The sequence below is a fragment of the Jiulongibacter sp. NS-SX5 genome, from assembly GCF_052828545.1.
The window spans coordinates 908,042-924,710 of the sequence record NZ_CM128248.1 but is presented as its reverse complement, the minus strand read 5'-3'; the positions used below and the strand labels follow the sequence as shown (position 1 = coordinate 924,710).

The 16,669-nt window shown below is 40.5% G+C and carries 15 protein-coding genes; 9 read left to right on the top strand and 6 right to left on the bottom strand.

What is annotated here, in order from left to right; translation table 11 throughout:
- The first annotated feature begins 127 nt into the window (after window positions 1–127).
- From ACUXV0_RS04140 to ACUXV0_RS04105, 8 genes are all read left to right on the top strand, one after another.
- Window positions 128–2,011, top strand: coding sequence for an alpha-amylase family glycosyl hydrolase (locus ACUXV0_RS04140; RefSeq protein ID WP_446191802.1), 1,884 nt, complete (start codon window positions 128–130; stop codon window positions 2,009–2,011).
- Window positions 2,004–2,651 carry a beta-phosphoglucomutase gene (gene pgmB / locus ACUXV0_RS04135; protein WP_446191801.1) on the top strand — a complete coding sequence of 216 codons (648 nt, stop codon included), beginning with the start codon at window positions 2,004–2,006 and terminating at the stop codon, window positions 2,649–2,651. The genes ACUXV0_RS04140 and pgmB overlap by 8 nt, the downstream gene beginning before the upstream one ends.
- Before the next feature lie 58 nt (window positions 2,652–2,709).
- On the top strand, window positions 2,710–4,959 hold the full coding sequence (locus ACUXV0_RS04130) for a glycoside hydrolase family 65 protein (RefSeq protein ID WP_446191800.1): 2,250 nt from the start codon (window positions 2,710–2,712) through the stop codon (window positions 4,957–4,959).
- 267 nt (window positions 4,960–5,226) lie between these two features.
- Window positions 5,227–5,454: a DUF7660 family protein gene (locus tag ACUXV0_RS04125; RefSeq protein ID WP_446191799.1), complete on the top strand. Its 228-nt coding sequence runs from the start codon at window positions 5,227–5,229 to the stop codon at window positions 5,452–5,454.
- Window positions 5,447–5,878, top strand: a complete 432-nt coding sequence (locus tag ACUXV0_RS04120) for a hypothetical protein (protein ID WP_446191798.1) — start codon at window positions 5,447–5,449, stop codon at window positions 5,876–5,878. Before ACUXV0_RS04125 ends, ACUXV0_RS04120 begins: the two co-directional genes overlap by 8 nt.
- Before the next feature lie 188 nt (window positions 5,879–6,066).
- Window positions 6,067–6,474, top strand: coding sequence for a hypothetical protein (locus ACUXV0_RS04115; protein ID WP_446191797.1), 408 nt, complete (start codon window positions 6,067–6,069; stop codon window positions 6,472–6,474).
- Window positions 6,475–6,877: 403 nt separating this feature from the next.
- Window positions 6,878–7,285, top strand: coding sequence for a hypothetical protein (locus ACUXV0_RS04110; RefSeq protein WP_446191796.1), 408 nt, complete (start codon window positions 6,878–6,880; stop codon window positions 7,283–7,285).
- 265 nt (window positions 7,286–7,550) lie between these two features.
- Window positions 7,551–8,225: a hypothetical protein gene (locus ACUXV0_RS04105; RefSeq protein ID WP_446191795.1), complete on the top strand. Its 675-nt coding sequence runs from the start codon at window positions 7,551–7,553 to the stop codon at window positions 8,223–8,225.
- Between the two features lie 96 nt (window positions 8,226–8,321).
- Here the strand turns inward: ACUXV0_RS04105 and ACUXV0_RS04100 are convergent, their stop codons facing one another.
- The 5 genes from ACUXV0_RS04100 to ACUXV0_RS04080 all read right to left on the bottom strand — a co-directional run bounded on the left by ACUXV0_RS04100 (window position 8,322) and on the right by ACUXV0_RS04080 (window position 13,206).
- A complete protein-coding gene (locus ACUXV0_RS04100) occupies window positions 8,322–9,737 on the bottom strand; it encodes a nucleoside recognition domain-containing protein (protein WP_446191794.1) in 1,416 nt (471 codons plus the stop codon).
- Window positions 9,734–10,501, bottom strand: coding sequence for a FeoB small GTPase domain-containing protein (locus ACUXV0_RS04095; protein WP_446191793.1), 768 nt, complete (start codon window positions 10,499–10,501; stop codon window positions 9,734–9,736). The genes ACUXV0_RS04100 and ACUXV0_RS04095 overlap by 4 nt, the downstream gene beginning before the upstream one ends.
- Before the next feature lies 1 nt (window position 10,502).
- On the bottom strand, window positions 10,503–11,525 hold the full coding sequence (locus tag ACUXV0_RS04090) for a metal-dependent transcriptional regulator (RefSeq protein WP_446191792.1): 1,023 nt from the start codon (window positions 11,523–11,525) through the stop codon (window positions 10,503–10,505).
- 133 nt (window positions 11,526–11,658) lie between these two features.
- Window positions 11,659–12,600: a sugar phosphate isomerase/epimerase family protein gene (locus ACUXV0_RS04085; protein WP_446191791.1), complete on the bottom strand. Its 942-nt coding sequence runs from the start codon at window positions 12,598–12,600 to the stop codon at window positions 11,659–11,661.
- A 15-nt stretch (window positions 12,601–12,615) separates the two neighbouring features.
- A complete protein-coding gene (locus ACUXV0_RS04080) occupies window positions 12,616–13,206 on the bottom strand; it encodes a 3-keto-disaccharide hydrolase (protein WP_446191790.1) in 591 nt (196 codons plus the stop codon).
- A gap of 333 nt (window positions 13,207–13,539) precedes the next feature.
- On the opposite strand from ACUXV0_RS04080, the gene ACUXV0_RS04075 reads away from it, so the two are divergent.
- On the top strand, window positions 13,540–15,624 hold the full coding sequence (locus tag ACUXV0_RS04075) for a S9 family peptidase (RefSeq protein WP_446191789.1): 2,085 nt from the start codon (window positions 13,540–13,542) through the stop codon (window positions 15,622–15,624).
- A gap of 81 nt (window positions 15,625–15,705) precedes the next feature.
- On the opposite strand, the gene ACUXV0_RS04070 is transcribed toward ACUXV0_RS04075, so the two are convergent.
- On the bottom strand, window positions 15,706–16,656 hold the full coding sequence (locus tag ACUXV0_RS04070) for a glycoside hydrolase family 16 protein (RefSeq protein WP_446191788.1): 951 nt from the start codon (window positions 16,654–16,656) through the stop codon (window positions 15,706–15,708).
- Window positions 16,657–16,669: the final 13 nt, after the last annotated feature.

The following is a 16,669-nucleotide window of genomic DNA, read 5'->3' as shown; positions in this document are numbered from 1 at the left end:
GTTCAGCTATTGCTAGAGTGTTTCTAAGGCTACTTTGAAAAAATAGTGTCCAAAGATAAGTTCTGATTATGACAAAGACTTGATTTGCCTTTTCTTTGCACAGAAGATACTTTAAAAATTAATACTCATGAATTCAGCTAGAATTCGACTGATGCTGATTGTCCTGCTTGGACTATCGTTGCCATCTTTTGCTCAGCAACTGAAAATCAATAGAATAGACCCGATCAACTGGTGGGTGGGCATGGAAAACCCTGCCTTGCAATTGATGGTTCACGGTGAAGGGATCGCCGAGGCTAAAATCAACCTGGAGACCTATGAAGGTGTGACTTTGCAAAGCATCACAAAGGTAGAAAACCCCAATTATGTGTTTGTCAATTTGCTCATTGGACCGCAAACTAAACCTGGAGAGCTCAAATTCTATTTAAAGAAAAACGACGTTAAGCAGACTGTCGAATATAAGTTGAAGGCCAAAGAAAAGGTAACACCACTAACACTGACTCAAAAAGATGTCATCTATTTGATTATGCCGGATAGGTTTTCTAACGGTGACCTTTCAAATGACAAATTTGCCGATATGGCAGACCAAGAGGCTGAGAGGAGCAATCCATGGCTACGTCACGGAGGTGATTTACAGGGAATTATGAATCATTTCGACTATCTCAAAGAGTTGGGAGTTACGGCCTTGTGGTTAAACCCTGTTATTGAAAATGATCAACCTCAAACCAATGAAGGTGGAAATATGCGGTCGGCTTATCATGGTTATGGCTTTACAGATCATTATGCCATTGACCGTAGGTTAGGCGGGAATGCTGTTTACAAGGAATTTGTAGCGAAGGCCCATGAGAATGACCTGAAAGTGATTCAGGATGCTGTATATAACCACGTTGGTATCAATCATTACATAGTTCAGGATTTACCCATGAAATCCTGGTTAAACCAATGGCCGGAGTACACCAATACTTCCTATAAAGAGCAGGCAGTTCTTGACCCGAATGCTTCTGAGTATGACAGGAAAGTGATGTCAGATGGTTGGTTTATGCCCTTCTTGCCTGACCTAAATCAGCGTAATCCTTACGTAGCGAAATACCTGATTCAGCATGCCATCTGGACGGTTCAAAATTTTGGTATTGATGCCTACAGGATTGACACCTATATGTATAATGACATGGACTTCATGAACGCTTGCAATGCGGCATTGAAGGCAGAATTTCCGGAGATTTTTCTTTTTGGGGAGTCGCTGGCGAGTCCGGTACCAAATGTGGCGGCTTTCGTACAAAATAATTTGAAGCTTGATTTTGCCTGCAATCTGGAGTCTACAGTAGATTATCAATTGCACAGCAATATTCTAAAGGCCTTAAACGAGGAAAATGGTTGGCATGAAGGGGCCAACCGCGTTTATGAGACACTGGTTCAGGATTATTTATATCAAAACCCAGAAAAATTAGTAACCTATCTGGATAATCATGACGAGCATCGATTTTTCTCTGTGGTGGGTGAAGATTATCGTAAATTCAAATTAGGATTAACCTGGTTAATGACCATGAGAGGAATTCCTGAACTATACTACGGTACTGAGATTTTGACCAAAAACTTCAAAAACCCTACAGATGCTGAAGTAAGAAAGGATTTTCCGGGTGGATGGCCGGGTGACCAAGTGAATAAATTCAATAGAAACGAAAGAACTCAAACCGAAAACCAAACTTTTGACTTCCTCAAGAAGTTAATAGCTGTACGCAAAACACAATCTGCCGTATTCCAGGGCAGCTTCAAACAGTTTACACCTTTTGATAACGGGGTGTATGTTTATTTCAGAATTGACGGGGATGAAATAGTGATGGTGGCCAGCAATACAAGTGCTGAGTCTAAAACATTTGAGACCTCCAGATTTTCTGAAATTATAGATTTCAAAAAGGCTACAGCCATAGACTTATTGACTGATCAGGAGTTAAACAACATTTCATCAATTCAGCTTGAGGCTTTCGAGGCTAAAATTTTAAAGATTAATGATTAAAGGATTTTTATTTGACCTCGATGGGGTCATTGTAGATACAGCAGTTTTTCATTACGCCGCATGGCGAAAAATGGCCAATGAACTCGGTTTTGAAATCAGTCATGAGTTTAATGAGACTTTGAAAGGCATTAGCCGTATGGACTCTATAGCTCGCATTTTGGAGCATGGAGGAGTGAGTCTTTCAGAAGAAAAAACTCTGGAGCTGGCTACCAAAAAGAATGAATGGTATGTGGAAATGGTAGATCAGATGACTGAAGAGCATATTTTGCCGGGCATCAAAGAACTGATAGCCCAGATTAAAGCATCGGGCTTAAAAATGGCCTTAGGCTCTGCTAGTAAAAATGCTCCAAGGATACTGGATAGAATAGGCTTGGCGGCGGATTTTGACGCCATAGTAGATGGTAATTCTGTGAAGAAGTCAAAACCAGATCCTGAAGTGTTTTTGAAAGGTGCAGAGGCTCTGGGCCTCAAAAACGAGGAATGTTTAGTAGTGGAAGATGCTTTTGCAGGAATAGAGGCTGCTCATGCAGCAGGCATGAAGGCGATAGGCATAGGAGATGAGGAAAACCTGTCCAACGCCGATTTGATTTTGGCTTCGTTTGAAAATACGAAGCTCGATGAATTATTAGCCAAATTTTAGAGTTAGGCATTTGATAATCAGTGGGCATTGAGCCTGCGGGTTTAAAAAAGAGAGATCAATGAAAGATTATATAAAACATGATGAGTGGTGCATAATCGAGGAAGGTTTTCACCCCGAACATAATGAAATTACCGAGTCGCTGATGAGTCTGGGCAATGGCCGCATGGGCCAGCGAGGTAATTTCGAAGAAAAGTATTCAGGACATACCCTGCAAGGCAACTACGTGGCAGGTGTTTGGTTTCCTGACAAAACCCGTGTGGGTTGGTGGAAAAACGGTTACCCGAATTATTTCGCCAAGGTCATCAATGCCGTCAATTGGGTGGGGATAGATGTACAGATCAATGGCGTGGAGCTGGATCTGGCCAAGTGTGAGATCATTAGCTTTACCAGAATCCTGAACATGAAAAACGGGACTCTTCGTCGTCTCTGTCATGTGAAGATGGAGAATGGGAATGAGCTGGAGCTTGTATCTGAACGCTTCTGCAGCATGGCTCATGATGAAGCTGGTGTCATCAATTACGCCATTAAACCCTTAAATTTTAATGGAGATGCGAAACTCACGCCCTATCTGGATGGTGATGTAAGCAATAGAGACTCTAACCATGGCGAGAAATTCTGGGAAGAAATGGACAAAGAAGCCAAGGGTTCTGAGGCTTATTTGCAGGTAAAAACCAAGAAGTCTCCATGGGATACCGTACCTCAGTTTACCGTGAGTTCTGGTATGCGTCTTAAATTTTATCAAGGGAAAAAAGAGCTTCACCCGATATCACTGCCCGTGAAGAAAGAGAAGTATATTGGATTTACCTATGACCTGCCTCTGGTGAGTGGACAGCAGACCATTCTTCAGAAATTTGCGGTCAATCTTTCCTCAGAGAATCATCCGGCAGAGGAGCATTTTGCTATCGCAAAAGAATACCTCAACAAGATCTATCACCTTGGTTTTGAGGTAATGCTCGGTGATCATACCAAAGCATGGGAAGAGAAGTGGAAAAGCAATGATATAGTCATCAAAGGTGATGTAGCTGCTCAGCAGGGTATTCGATTCAATATTTTCCATCTACAGCAGACTTACACGGGTGAAGATGCTCGATTGAATATTGGCCCGAAAGGTTTTACAGGTGAAAAATATGGTGGTGTCACCTATTGGGATACGGAGGCGTATTGCTTGCCTTTCTATTTGTCCACAGCCGAGCAAAATGTAGCCAGAAATCTTTTGGTGTACCGTCATAACCATCTGCAAAAAGCCATCGAAAATGCCCAATTGCTAGGTTTTAAAGATGGAGCAGCATTGTATCCCATGGTGACCATGAACGGTGAGGAATGCCATAACGAGTGGGAGATTACTTTTGAAGAGATTCACAGAAACGGTGCTATTGCTTACGCCATTTTTGATTATATCAATTACACTGGTGATAAAAACTATTTGGCTGAGTATGGACTTGACGTGCTGATTGGTATCTCCAGATTCTGGGCTCAGCGAGTAAACTGGTCTGAGGCCAAATGTAAGTATGTGATGCTGGGTGTAACCGGGCCAAACGAGTACGAAAACAATGTCAATAATAACTGGTATACCAATCTCATGGCTCAGTGGACGCTGAAATACACGCTGGAGTCCATAGAGTATGTGCGTTCTACCTCTCCTGAAAGGTGGGCAGAAATCAAGTCTGCTTTGCAGTTCAATGCTGACCTGGAAGAAGATAAATGGGAACACATCATAGAAGAGTTATACTTCCCTGAGGATGCAGAAAGAGGTGTTTTCTTACAGCAAGACGGTTTTCTGGATAAGGAATTAATGGAAGTGGATGAGATTAGAGAACACAGACCGATTAACCAGAAATGGAGTTGGGATAGAATTCTGCGTTCTTGTTTTATCAAACAGGCAGATGTTCTTCAGGGTATGTATTTCCTTGAAGATCAATTCTCGACTGAGCAGCTGGAGCGAAACTTTGATTTCTATGAGCCAATGACCGTGCATGAGAGCTCACTCTCACCATGTGTGCATACCATTTTGGCTTGTAAGCTGGGTAGACTGGAGAAAGCCTACGAAATGTATGTCCGTACCGCCCGTCTGGATATAGACGATTATAATAACGATACCGAAGACGGCCTTCATATTACCTCCATGGCCGGCACCTGGATGGCCGTGGTAAAAGGTTTTGGTGGAATGCGTATTAAAAATGGCGAGGTTAGTTTTGCTCCGCAATTACCGGCAGGTTGGGATTCATACAGTTTCAGAGTCAAATTCAGAGGACAGCTCAAAGAGGTGAATGTCACCAAAGATGGACATACCGTAAAAGATCTGAAATAAGTATAGAAATAGGGGTTACTAGAAAACCCCTCACAACAATTAAAGAGGCATGATAATCTCCGTGATTATTATGCCTTTTTTTTGGCCATACCTTGCAAATATTCGATAATCCTAAAAGGTTGTTAGCCAATAGATTAATTTGATCTCAATTAGATCAGGAATAATAGGCTATATTGCTTATGTATTGCGGGTTAATGTAATTACACAAAACCGCTGGAATAGGGCATTACATTAATCCGCTTGTTGTGCTTCATTATGAATAACCAAATGACAAGAATTCAATTCATACAGTTTTTAGAAGAGTTTAGAAACGACCTAAAGAAGAATAAATCCAATTGGGAGAATACAACTCTTGAAGACTTTTTAGAAGCTATGCAAGCTTATACAGCAGATGTTCAAGGTTTTTATAATAATATGAACATAAAGATAAATGCAGATGAACCAACTTGGGAGAATTTCAAAACAATTCTAAAAGGAGCAGCTGTTTATGACTGAAAATCAGAATCAGAAAAAACTATGGAGATACAGATGGTTAAGCTGTATTAACGAATTAACTTCATTTGAACTTCAACGAAAGTCTTGGGTTGATAACTCAAGTACAAATCCACATTGGTTATTCGTGGAATTTATGTGCAGTTATTTTGACGACTTAGGAATTGATAATTACTATGAATATCAATTGAAGCAAGATTGGATTTCGGAAGCTGAACTTAACACAATTCAACATTGGCATAAATTACTCGATAAGTACAACTCTCCAACAAATGATGATTATGATGTTAAAGCCATTTTAAAGGACAAGAAATGGCAGTCGATTTTAGAAGAAGGAGTAAAAGTAAAAAATGAGTTGAGTAAGATTGTAAGTAAAGAAGAAAATGAGATTTTATTTGAGGAAATTGATTTCACTCAATACTTATAGCAGAATTAAAGAAAAAGCTAAAGCTCAACAAGGTATATGAAATCATATCCGCCTAACGGGAGGCTACGCTTCATATCTAAAGGTAATGCACAATTTAAATGAACAGATTTCTAACTATATTTTTATTTCTTTTTATTTCGGTCAGTTCGTTCGGACAGAATAAAAATCAGAATTCGTTATTGTTAAAAATGTCGGAAACGGATTCTTTGTACTTGACCTCAATTGAAAAATACATAGTCGAAGTTGAATCATTTTACAACAAATACTCGCAAGAAAAACCACCGAAAACAATTTTTATTGAGTACCAAGATTACTTATCTAAAATACCTGATTCGATAAGCGGATATCGAATTCAAAAAATCGGATTAGGAAATAGAAAGAAAATATTTAGAGAGAATAAAGGTGAGTTAAGATATGTGAAAATTTTTCCTCTAACCATAAAAGAGGGACAATTTAACATAACGCTGGTACCATATTTTGCGGAATTAAAAAGAAAAAATCACTTGTTTTTAAGTTTGAGCAATTGGAACCGAGTCGTATTCGAATTTAAAAATGGAAGTCTGAATTACGAAAGAACTGAAAGTGGTGGAATATAAAAATCTATGCACAACATTAAAGGCTGAATAGCCGTGGCGATTAGCTCCGGAACGCCGGCCGCGACGATCGGCCGTTGTTGGACCCGTAATGGAATTGGAAGCGATGCCAGTTACCTGTAGTGAGCCCGTTATGGGGTTTCAATTTTCTAACTGAGTAGCGTACCAGCGGATGAGCTTGCACATTTTTCGTTTATAAAGAGTCGCCCAACGTTTTTTTGTGGGTTTTTCGGATCCTTCAGGATCACGTTTATTCCATGGTTTTTCCGGCTCTTAGAAGCTTTCAGCTTTAGTGTTGTGAATTCAAACCTCTTGTATAAATAATTACTCGTCTATTTTTAAATAATTTTAACTAGGGGCCGGTTATTTAATTCAATTAAGGAGAAGCTTCATAAAAGCAAGAAAAATGAGATTTAACATAAATCCTTACGGGTATTTCAAAACTCTAATTGTTTTATTGGCGGTATTGATGTTAAGCTGTACCGACTTAAAATTTGACAATTTTAAGGTTTTGTATAGAAAAGATAGTGGTCAATGTGTAACACTTGTGGTCGCAAATGATGGTATAAAAAAATGGGAATATAGCTATGCCAATAATTCTATTAGCACCGAGAAGTTTTCATTTTATTCGTTAGATAAAGAGCTTCGTGTAAAACTGAAAAAGGTAAGTGACTATATCAATAGTCAAAGTGAAAAGCGAGGGTTAGGGTTAAAAGATGTCAATGACAATTTAAGTTTCGTCTTAATAAAGGAGAATAAGGTAAAATTCTGGAGCGTTCCAGGGATTTATAGTGTAACAAATAAGGATTTATAAGATTTTAAAGATCTTTTCGTAGAAGAGAAGGGATGGAAACGGGTCGATTCTGATTTGAGTAATGATGAGATTTATTTATGTCCTATTTATTTAGAGGAATGAGACCAAAAAGGTCGTCTCTCCCAAGCTTTCATCTTCGGAGTGGAGAATTCAAATCTCTGATTTTAGTTATTATCTATTTTTAAATAAATATGGGCCAAAGGCAAAAATTCACCTCAATATAGGAGGAGCCTATATAAAGAAAGAGCCCTTAAAACACGATAACATGAGTTTCTTTAAAAAACTATTCGGTGGCGGTTTGGCAAACCAGAAAGTAAATACTCAAAAAACTAAACAGTCGAAATCTATAAATACAAATTCTTCAAAATTACAAGCGACTGTAGGGAATAATACAAGTGAAGTTCCTGAGATAGTCTGTCGATACCGACAAGCTTATAATGAGCAGCCTTTGAGAAAACTTAATGACTTGTATCATGAACTATTGGAAAAAATATTAGTAGCCGATAAAGAAGGGAAAGTTGATGAAGTTTTAATGCATTCACAAGGAAGCTTAGGTTTACTTGAATCAATTATCAAATACAACAAAAAAGAATATGGCAGCTTTAAAATCAAGACAATCCCTGCTCTTGAAAAGGCTCTTATCTATTATGCCATCAACGGTAATACAGGACAACTTAAGAATATTCAAGACATTGTTAATTACTTTAAAGAGTTACAGCCATACAAAGACGAAGTAGACAAAGCATTCAAGAGAAGACATATTGCCGCTAGGATATACCAATACGTCAAAGCGAATCCTAATTGTTTTCAGCATGAATTAAAAAAGAAACTTGAAGAAGAAGATGGACGTTTCATTGCAGCAACAGTAGGATACATGGAGAAAGCCGATAAGTTGAAAAGGATAAAGCGAAATGGAAAAACACTCCTTAATGTTAAATAAGAGAAAAGACGCATTGAAATATATAAAAATGGCTCTTCAAAGATTACACCATTGGAAAGAAAATAAACACTTCTAATCCTTACATCAGCCACCAAACTAAGAAAGCAACCTCCAAACCTGAGCCACCAAAAACGTCACGACAAAACCCATAATAACTGGTAGGATAGAGGCGACTGCGGTCCATTTCCATGATTTGGTTTCTTTATAGATGGTATAAATGGTGGTACTGCAAGGGTTATGCAATAAGCTGAATAACATAAGGTTAACGGCTGTGAGTACGGTCCATCCTCCGGCTTTTAAGATATCTCTTGTCGCCGTGGCAGAGTCTAATTCAAACATCACACCTGCACCTTCACCACCAGCGATGCCGGTCACCAAAACGGTCAGCATTAAAATGGTAGGAATCACTATCTCATTAGCAGGAATAGCTACAATGTAAGCAAGGAGAATGACCCCATTCAGACCTAGTAAATAGCCGAAAGGATCCATAAAATTGATAGACCAAGTGGCCAGGGATATGTCGCCAATAGTGATATTGGAAATAAGCCATATTACAGCACCGGCTGGGGCTGCAAAAACAATGGCTCGCCAAAGAACAATCAATGTACGGTCTATTAAAGACGTATAAATGGTTTTCCAGAAACGTGGCGGTCGGTAGGGCGGGAGTTCTAAGCTAAAAGTTGAGACTTCTCCCTTGAGCACCGTTTTAGATAAAGCCCACGAAGTGAAAAACATAAAGCCCATACCCAAGACAGCAATACCAATCACGGCAAACAGCGAGACAATGCCCGAAAAAGCCTGAGGTACCACAGCCCCCAGAAAAATGCTGGCAATTAAAATTTGAGTAGGCCAGCGACCATTACACAGTGAGAAGTTATTGGTAATAATGGCGATCAGTCGCTCACGAGGACTATCTATAATTCTGGTAGCCACTACTCCGGCGGCATTACAGCCAAAACCCATGCTCATGGTGAGTGCTTGTTTGCCATGGGCACCAGCTCTTTTGAACAAATTATCGAGATTAAAGGCTACTCTGGGCAGGTAACCAAAATCTTCTAACAAGGTAAAAAGCGGGAAGAAAATGGCCATCGGAGGCAGCATTACTGCTATAACCCAGGCTACAGCCAGATATACACCATCAAAAAGGAAACCATTGAGCCATGAAGGTAATCCAATGTCTGCTCCTAAACCCTTCAGGAAGGGTTGGATTGTATCTACCAGTAAAGTGCCTAAAAGAGAGGAGGGGTAATTGGCACCGATAATGGTCAGCCACAACACCACGGCCAAAATGAGAAACATGAGGGGAAAACCCCAGGTTTTGCTGGTGAGAACCCGGTCTAATTTAGCATCAAAACGCAGGCGATTCGGATCTTTTTTATGATGCACCGAGTCACGCACGATCTCGGCCGCATCTGCATAAATACCTTCAGCGAGGTTATCATGAAACTCGTCTCCGATCTGCCAACGCAGATCATCCGAAAGCTCGAAAAGTTGATCTATTTGCTGACTCATTTGATAAAATCTCCATTTTTAAGCATTTCCTTGACATGTTGGTCGCCCTCCAGTAGCCTTATGGCCAGCCAGCGGCTGTTAGGTATTTCAGGATATACTTTTTCTATTTCTGTGCTAAGTTTGGTTACCGCTTTTTCTATGTTCGGAGGTATGTTTTTGATCTTATGAGGCTTACAATGAATTCGGCCATTAGCTAAGTCGCTTACCGTCTGAATTAGTTCAGGAATTCCTCTTAGATATCTGGCACTTGTGGCTACCACGGGTATTCCCAGGTCTTTGGCCAGTGTACGTGTATCTACCTCGATATCGTTTCTTTCGGCTTCGTCCATAAGATTTAGGCACAGCACAGCAGAATCAGTAATTTCCAGAACTTGCAGAACCAGATTCAGGTTTCGCTCCAGACGACTGGCATCTGCCACTATGATGGTCACTGATGGCTTACCGAAAAGAATAAAATTACGAGCCACCTCTTCATCTTCTGAGGTAGAAAGTAGCGAGTAAGTCCCCGGTAAATCGACGATCTTATACTTCTGACTGTTATATTCAAAAGCTCCTTCGGCTCTTGTTACGGTTTTGCCTGGCCAGTTGCCTGTATGTTGTTTAAGGCCTGTAAGGGCATTGAAAACCGTACTTTTTCCTGTATTGGGGTTTCCCGCCAAGGCAATGACAAAATCAGCCTCATTAAGGTTAACGCCCAATTTCTTCAAACCGTCCGGATTATACGCCGGACAGGTTTCACAAGCAGTTGTAGGTGTTGCTTCCATATTACGCCTGTTTTTTAATTAATATTTTGGAGGCCTGATGTTGTCGAATGGCAATGCTGGTGCCTTTGATCAGAAAAGCCTTTGGGTCACCAAGCGGATTTGGTAAATCTACTTTAACTTCGGCTCCTTTCACAAAACCAAGATCCAATAACCTTCGTCTGCTTTCACCTCTTATTTCTCTGGAGATACCTATGATCTCTGCTGTTTCTTCATCCTGGAGCATGCTCAGCCGGGCAATATTCTCTTCAGGAACCACCTCTTTTTTCAAAACCGAAACCGTGATATTGGATGCCACAATGGGAGCGAGTACAAAAGCCTCACCCTCCGCATGAAAAACAATCCTATCTGCAGACTTTTCTACTATCCTAATGACAGAGCCGATGTGAATATTCTCCGCCACAATCTGCTTATATACAATATCGGGTTTGTCTTTGATATGTATGATACGGGCTACGGCATCAACGTTAAGTTCAGAAAGAGCATCCCCCTGAATACTCGCTACCTTACCCGATGAAGAAGGAATAGGGTCGCCATGCGGATCAAACTGAGGATTTCCCAGGTATTTAGCGAGCCTTTCAGTATCAGCCAATGACAGGTCATGTTCTTTTTTCTCGGCCAGTTTGTGCCAGTCAGCTTCTTCATAACCCGTTTTATCTGCCAGAAAACGCTCCCATAGTCTGTGGGCTCTTACCATTCGAAGAGCATAATCGCTTCCGGCTTCGGTAAGTTTTACTCCGTTTCCTGCCAGGCTAATGAGGTCTACTTCAGACATCTCCTTTAAAGTCTCCAGAATGTATTTGTCCTCGTCTTTCAACGTTCGGGCAATATCACTCACACTCACGGCCTTATCCTCATTTTGGCTGTGATACATGTATTTTAAGATATCTTCGATCAGCTCTTTTTTGTCTGTTTTGGCTCTGTCTTTCAAGAGCCAATACCAACCCTTGGTGGGCCTGAACAAGAAGAAGGCCAACACAGAAACTGCCAGGAAAAGGAGCAAGGCTACTGCCGGATTGTACGTCATGATATGCTTTTGTTCGTGAGCTATAACCCATTGAAAGGATATAGCTCGCCATTAACAAAACCAAATGTACAATAAATTTTTAGATTAGCCTAAAAATATCTTTTGGGGTATATGGAAGGTCTTTGTTTTATCTTTATTCTTGGTTATATACCGCCGCCCAAGTCTTCTCTGCCAAAGCCTTGTTCTTCAAAATACCTTCACGCGAGGGTAGGGCATTTCCTTCGTATTCTACACCCAGATAGCCGGTGTAATTGGCGTCTTTCATCAGTTGGAAGAACTTTGGGTAATTTAAATGAGGCTCATTACCTAAGGAGTCAAACTCAAAAGCTTTGACACTCACACCTACTGCCGTGGGCACTAGCTCTTCAAAACCTTTGTAGTAGTCATATTCTTCCAAACATTCTCCCCAAAGACCACCATCTACGGTTTTGTAGCACCAGTTATGGAAGTCAGCCAGTGAACCTACCTTTTTATCCTTAAGCGAGCTTACAAGGTCTGCAAGCCAGGCTCCATCGCTGGAAATGCCACCATGATTCTCAATGATGACCTGTATACCTGGGCTATTGGCATATTCTGCCAATTTACCTATACCATCCATGCACTGAGTTTTCATGGCATCCGGCTGGCCATCTCCATGAGCATTTACACGAACCACAGGGCAATTGAGGTATTTGGCAGCATTTACCCATTTTTTAGCTGTTTCTACAGCTTTGTTTCGCTCTGCTTCATCAGATGCACAAAGGTTACCCGTATGATCAAGCTGAATCATCACATTGGCTACACCAGCCTCCTGGGCAGCTACATTTAGAGAATCCAGAAATGCATAGTCCTCCGCTTTATCGATAAAGAATTGATTGACGTATTCCACACCATCAAAACCCATTTCTCCAGCCGCTTTGATAAAATCAATAGTAGTCATATCACCAGCGAATAAATCTCGATTAAAAGACCACTGGGCCAGTGAGTATTTTGGCTCCACAACCTTGGTTTCCGAGGTTTCTTCTGTAGACGAAGTACAGGCAATTATGAATAAGAAGCTTAAAGCAGTAAAAAGGAAATATTGAAGTAACTTCATTAGAATGATTGGATATTAAAGTTCTGCAAGTTTAATATTTCTGTAGTCAACGGCCATAGTATTTCCCGGGTGTAACTGCAGTCCAATTGGTCCGCTGGCAGGGATTTCTTCTGTTGTATAAGTCATCACTTCTTCTCCGTTTAGCCAAACGGTGTAGGTTTTGTCTACGAGTTTAACTTTGATATGATTCCAGTCATCTGGTTTCAGTACGCCATCAATTTTCGAGAAAACCGGGTAACCTTTCCCGATGATGTAAGGAGAACCAGTAACATCTTTTTTTAGAGAGCCCGAGATACCCATTTGAATTTGATTTAATTCAGAACGCAGAAAAATCCCTGTATCTACCACCCCTGAGACGTTTTTGTATTCTGCTTCAATAATAAAATCGGTGTAATCTTTATCTGTCCAGAGAATGCTTCCTTTTTTATCATCGGAACTTTTAACGTGGAGAATCCCATTCTCGATGGTCCAGTTGTCATAATTGGGTGTAGGCACTACCCATCCTTTGAAGTTTTTTCCGTTGAAAGCTTTTTTGGTTTTCTGAGCTAAGGCATCCTGACTAAAAATAATCAAACCAAGAAGCAAGAGTTTAAAGAGTGTTTTCATTTGATTGTATTTCTGAGGGTTGTTTTGTGAAACACAATGTATCTAAAAAGTTTAGCTGCACTGTCATGTAGTCTGCCAATGGGTCTAAAGAGAGGGTGAAACGCTCGTGAGTATGTACCAGATTTTCTTCTGCTCTTTAATTGAAGATGAAAAAGCTGTTGCTCAAAAGACTGCGATTATAGAACTATCTCGACTCGGATTCAGATAACGGATCTTCTCTTTGGACTTTGAATCATCTAATTTCATTAGTTTTGATTGAACAAAATTACACTCATGAAAAACTACTTACTTCTACTCCTTGTTCTATCAGCCTGTACTCAAAACAAACAACGAATGAAATATACCTGGCCTGACGCTCAGGCTCCTGTAGCAGAGAAAAAAGATCACCTCAGAACTATACATAATGATACCGTGCCGGATCCTTATTACTGGATGTACGATTATTTCGGTAAAGGTCCTGACAGTCAGAATGTAGTCACCCACCTGGAAGCTGAAAATGCTTATCTGGAAACCATGATGAAGGGCACTGAGACTCTACAAAAAGACCTTTTTGAGGAGATGAAAGGGCGGATAAAGGAGCAGGATGAGTCTGTGCCATACTTTAAGAATGGATACTACTATTATGTACGTACTGAAGAAGGCCAGGAGTATTATAAGTACTGCCGTAAAAAAGGCTCATTAGATGCTGAAGAAGAGGTGATTTTAGATGTTGATGCCATGGCAAAAGATAAAGCTTATTTTGCCGTTACTGGCATGACCATAAGCCCAGATAATAAGTTGGTTGCCTATGGTGAAGATGAGGTCAGCCGACGTCAGTATACCATCAAAATCAAGAACCTGGAAACAGGCGAAACATACGAAGATGCTGTTCTCAACACTGAGGGAGACCCGGTATGGGCGGCAGACAGTAAAACCATTTTTTATACTGCCAAGAACCCAACCACTTTACTTTCTGAAAGAATTTACAGACACGAATTGGGTTCAAATATCACAGATGATGTTTTGGTTTACACAGAAACAGACCCAAGTAATTATATAGGCGTAGGAAAGAGCAAAAATGGAAAATGGATCTGGATTTACTCATACGCCACTGTTTCATCAGAAATCAGATATTTAGATGCCAATGACCCAAGCGGAGCGTTCAAAGTTTTTCAGCCAAGAATGAAGGAAGTACTTTATGACGTAGAGGCTTTAAGTGATCGTTTTGTCATCAGAACCAATGCAGACGGTGCTGAAAATTTCAAGCTTATGGAAGCACCCTTAGAGCAAACAGAAAAAGAAAACTGGAAAGAAATCAGGGCACATGATAAAGACATTCTGATTGAAAATGTTGTAGGCTTTGCCGATTTTATGGTGATAGAACAGCGTAAAGCGGGTTTAAATGAACTGGTAGTTCAAAATCTGAATACGGGTAATGAACATTCAATAGCTTTTGATGAACCAGCTTATGATGTCGGTTTGGCTCAAAATCCTGAGTTTGACACAAAAGTGCTTCGCTATAATTATACATCAATGATTACTCCGAACTCCACCTATGATTACGATATGGAGTCAAAAGATAGAACATTGATGAAGCAAACAGAGGTTTTGGGTGGCTATGATAAGTCAGAGTACCAAACGGAACGCTTGATGGCCACTGCCAGAGATGGCGTAAAAGTGCCTATTTCTATAGTTTACAAAAAAGGTTTCAAAAAAGATGGCTCTGCCCCAGTGCTGCAATATGCCTATGGTTCTTATGGATACAGTATGGATGCTTCCTTTAGTTCTAGCAGAATCAGTTTGCTTGATAGAGGATATGCTTTTGCAATAGCACATATCAGAGGAGGGCAGGAGATGGGCCGCCAGTGGTACCTGAATGGCAAGATGATGAACAAGATGAACACCTTTACAGATTTTGTGGACTGTGGCCAGTTTCTGATCAATGAAGGCTGGACGTCAAAAGAGCATTTGTATGCCAATGGTGGCTCTGCCGGTGGCCTGCTGATGGGTGTGGTAGCTAATATTGCTCCCGACCAATATAATGGAATCATTGCCGATGTTCCATTTGTAGATGTGGTGAATACCATGCTGGATGAGAGCATTCCTTTAACGACTAATGAATATGACGAGTGGGGAAATCCCAATGAAAAAGAGGCGTATAACTATATGAAATCGTATTCTCCTTATGAAAATATTGAGGCTAAGGATTACCCGAATATGCTGGTAACCACAGGACTTCATGATAGTCAGGTACAGTATTTTGAGCCAGCCAAATGGGTAGCAAAATTGCGTGAGCTCAAAACCGATGACAATGTCCTTTTACTTAAAACCAATATGGATTTTGGTCATGGCGGAGCTTCCGGTCGATTTGATTATCTCAAAGAAATCGCTCTTAAATATGCCTTTTTAGAGGCTTTGGAGGGAAATGTAGAACAATAGTCTGATCAAGGACTAGGAATAATAACAAAGCCAGATTCATACGAATCTGGCTTTTTGTATATATCAAATGATGACTATTCTTTACTGAAAGACTCTAATGTAGTCTACCACCATTCTTTGAGGGAACTGTGTGGTTCCATCTGGACTTCCAGGCCAATTACCACCAACGGCAACATTGAAAATAAAGAAGTAATTTTCCTGAAACTCGCTAAGTCCGGCTGGTGTGGTATCAATCACATGATATTGTTCGTCATCAATGAGCCAACGAATCTCGTTTTCATCCCAAACGATTGAAAACACATGAAACTGACCATTGAAAATACCAGAAGGTTTTGTGTAAGAGCCTCCATAACTGGCATAGCTACCAGCATTATCCCAGTGAACGGTACCATGAATGGTATTATCTCTGCCATCGGCAATTCCACCCACCATTTCCATTATGTCTATTTCACCACATTTTGGCCAACCTACATCTCTGAAATTTGCCCCAAGCATCCATAATGCCGGCCAGATACCCTGATCTTTTGGCAATGCCGCACGGATATCTACTCTTCCATATTTGAAGTCGAACTTTCCTTCTGTAGTTAATCTGGAAGACGTATAACTACCATTTTCACGCTTTGCGGTGATGATAAGATGTCCATCGGTAACCTCAGTGTTCTCCCGGGAGTAATTTTGTAGTTCATTATTACCCCAGCCTCCATTATTGCCGATTTCATAATTCCAGAAGCTTTCATCCAGTTCAGTACCAGAGAATTCATCCTGCCAGATTAAAGTCATACCATCATAAGCCTCAGGAGAAGTGGCACCCGTTTCAGGTATGATTTTGACATCCCCTTTATCATTATCGTCATCAGCATTTGCTACATATCCGGCTGGAGCCTCGCAGGCTTCAAAAGAATTATTAGGATCGCCTTTTCCGTCATTATCGAGGTCGGCATACCACACTTTTTTTACACATGGTGTTTCGGTTTCGGTACAGGCCATGGCCAAAACCAGCAAGAGGGAGCTTGTTAGCATCTTTATTTTCATTTCAATAAGGTAA

Coding starts and splice junctions, on each gene's coding strand:
- ACUXV0_RS04140 (WP_446191802.1), top strand. CDS start 128: ATGAATTCAGCTAGAATTCGACTGATGCTGATTGTCCTGCTTGGACTA.
- pgmB (WP_446191801.1), top strand. CDS start 2,004: ATGATTAAAGGATTTTTATTTGACCTCGATGGGGTCATTGTAGATACA.
- ACUXV0_RS04130 (WP_446191800.1), top strand. CDS start 2,710: ATGAAAGATTATATAAAACATGATGAGTGGTGCATAATCGAGGAAGGT.
- ACUXV0_RS04125 (WP_446191799.1), top strand. CDS start 5,227: ATGACAAGAATTCAATTCATACAGTTTTTAGAAGAGTTTAGAAACGAC.
- ACUXV0_RS04120 (WP_446191798.1), top strand. CDS start 5,447: ATGACTGAAAATCAGAATCAGAAAAAACTATGGAGATACAGATGGTTA.
- ACUXV0_RS04115 (WP_446191797.1), top strand. CDS start 6,067: ATGTCGGAAACGGATTCTTTGTACTTGACCTCAATTGAAAAATACATA.
- ACUXV0_RS04110 (WP_446191796.1), top strand. CDS start 6,878: ATGAGATTTAACATAAATCCTTACGGGTATTTCAAAACTCTAATTGTT.
- ACUXV0_RS04105 (WP_446191795.1), top strand. CDS start 7,551: ATGAGTTTCTTTAAAAAACTATTCGGTGGCGGTTTGGCAAACCAGAAA.
- ACUXV0_RS04100 (WP_446191794.1), bottom strand. CDS start 9,737: ATGAGTCAGCAAATAGATCAACTTTTCGAGCTTTCGGATGATCTGCGT.
- ACUXV0_RS04095 (WP_446191793.1), bottom strand. CDS start 10,501: ATGGAAGCAACACCTACAACTGCTTGTGAAACCTGTCCGGCGTATAAT.
- ACUXV0_RS04090 (WP_446191792.1), bottom strand. CDS start 11,525: ATGACGTACAATCCGGCAGTAGCCTTGCTCCTTTTCCTGGCAGTTTCT.
- ACUXV0_RS04085 (WP_446191791.1), bottom strand. CDS start 12,600: ATGAAGTTACTTCAATATTTCCTTTTTACTGCTTTAAGCTTCTTATTC.
- ACUXV0_RS04080 (WP_446191790.1), bottom strand. CDS start 13,206: ATGAAAACACTCTTTAAACTCTTGCTTCTTGGTTTGATTATTTTTAGT.
- ACUXV0_RS04075 (WP_446191789.1), top strand. CDS start 13,540: ATGAAATATACCTGGCCTGACGCTCAGGCTCCTGTAGCAGAGAAAAAA.
- ACUXV0_RS04070 (WP_446191788.1), bottom strand. CDS start 16,656: ATGAAAATAAAGATGCTAACAAGCTCCCTCTTGCTGGTTTTGGCCATG.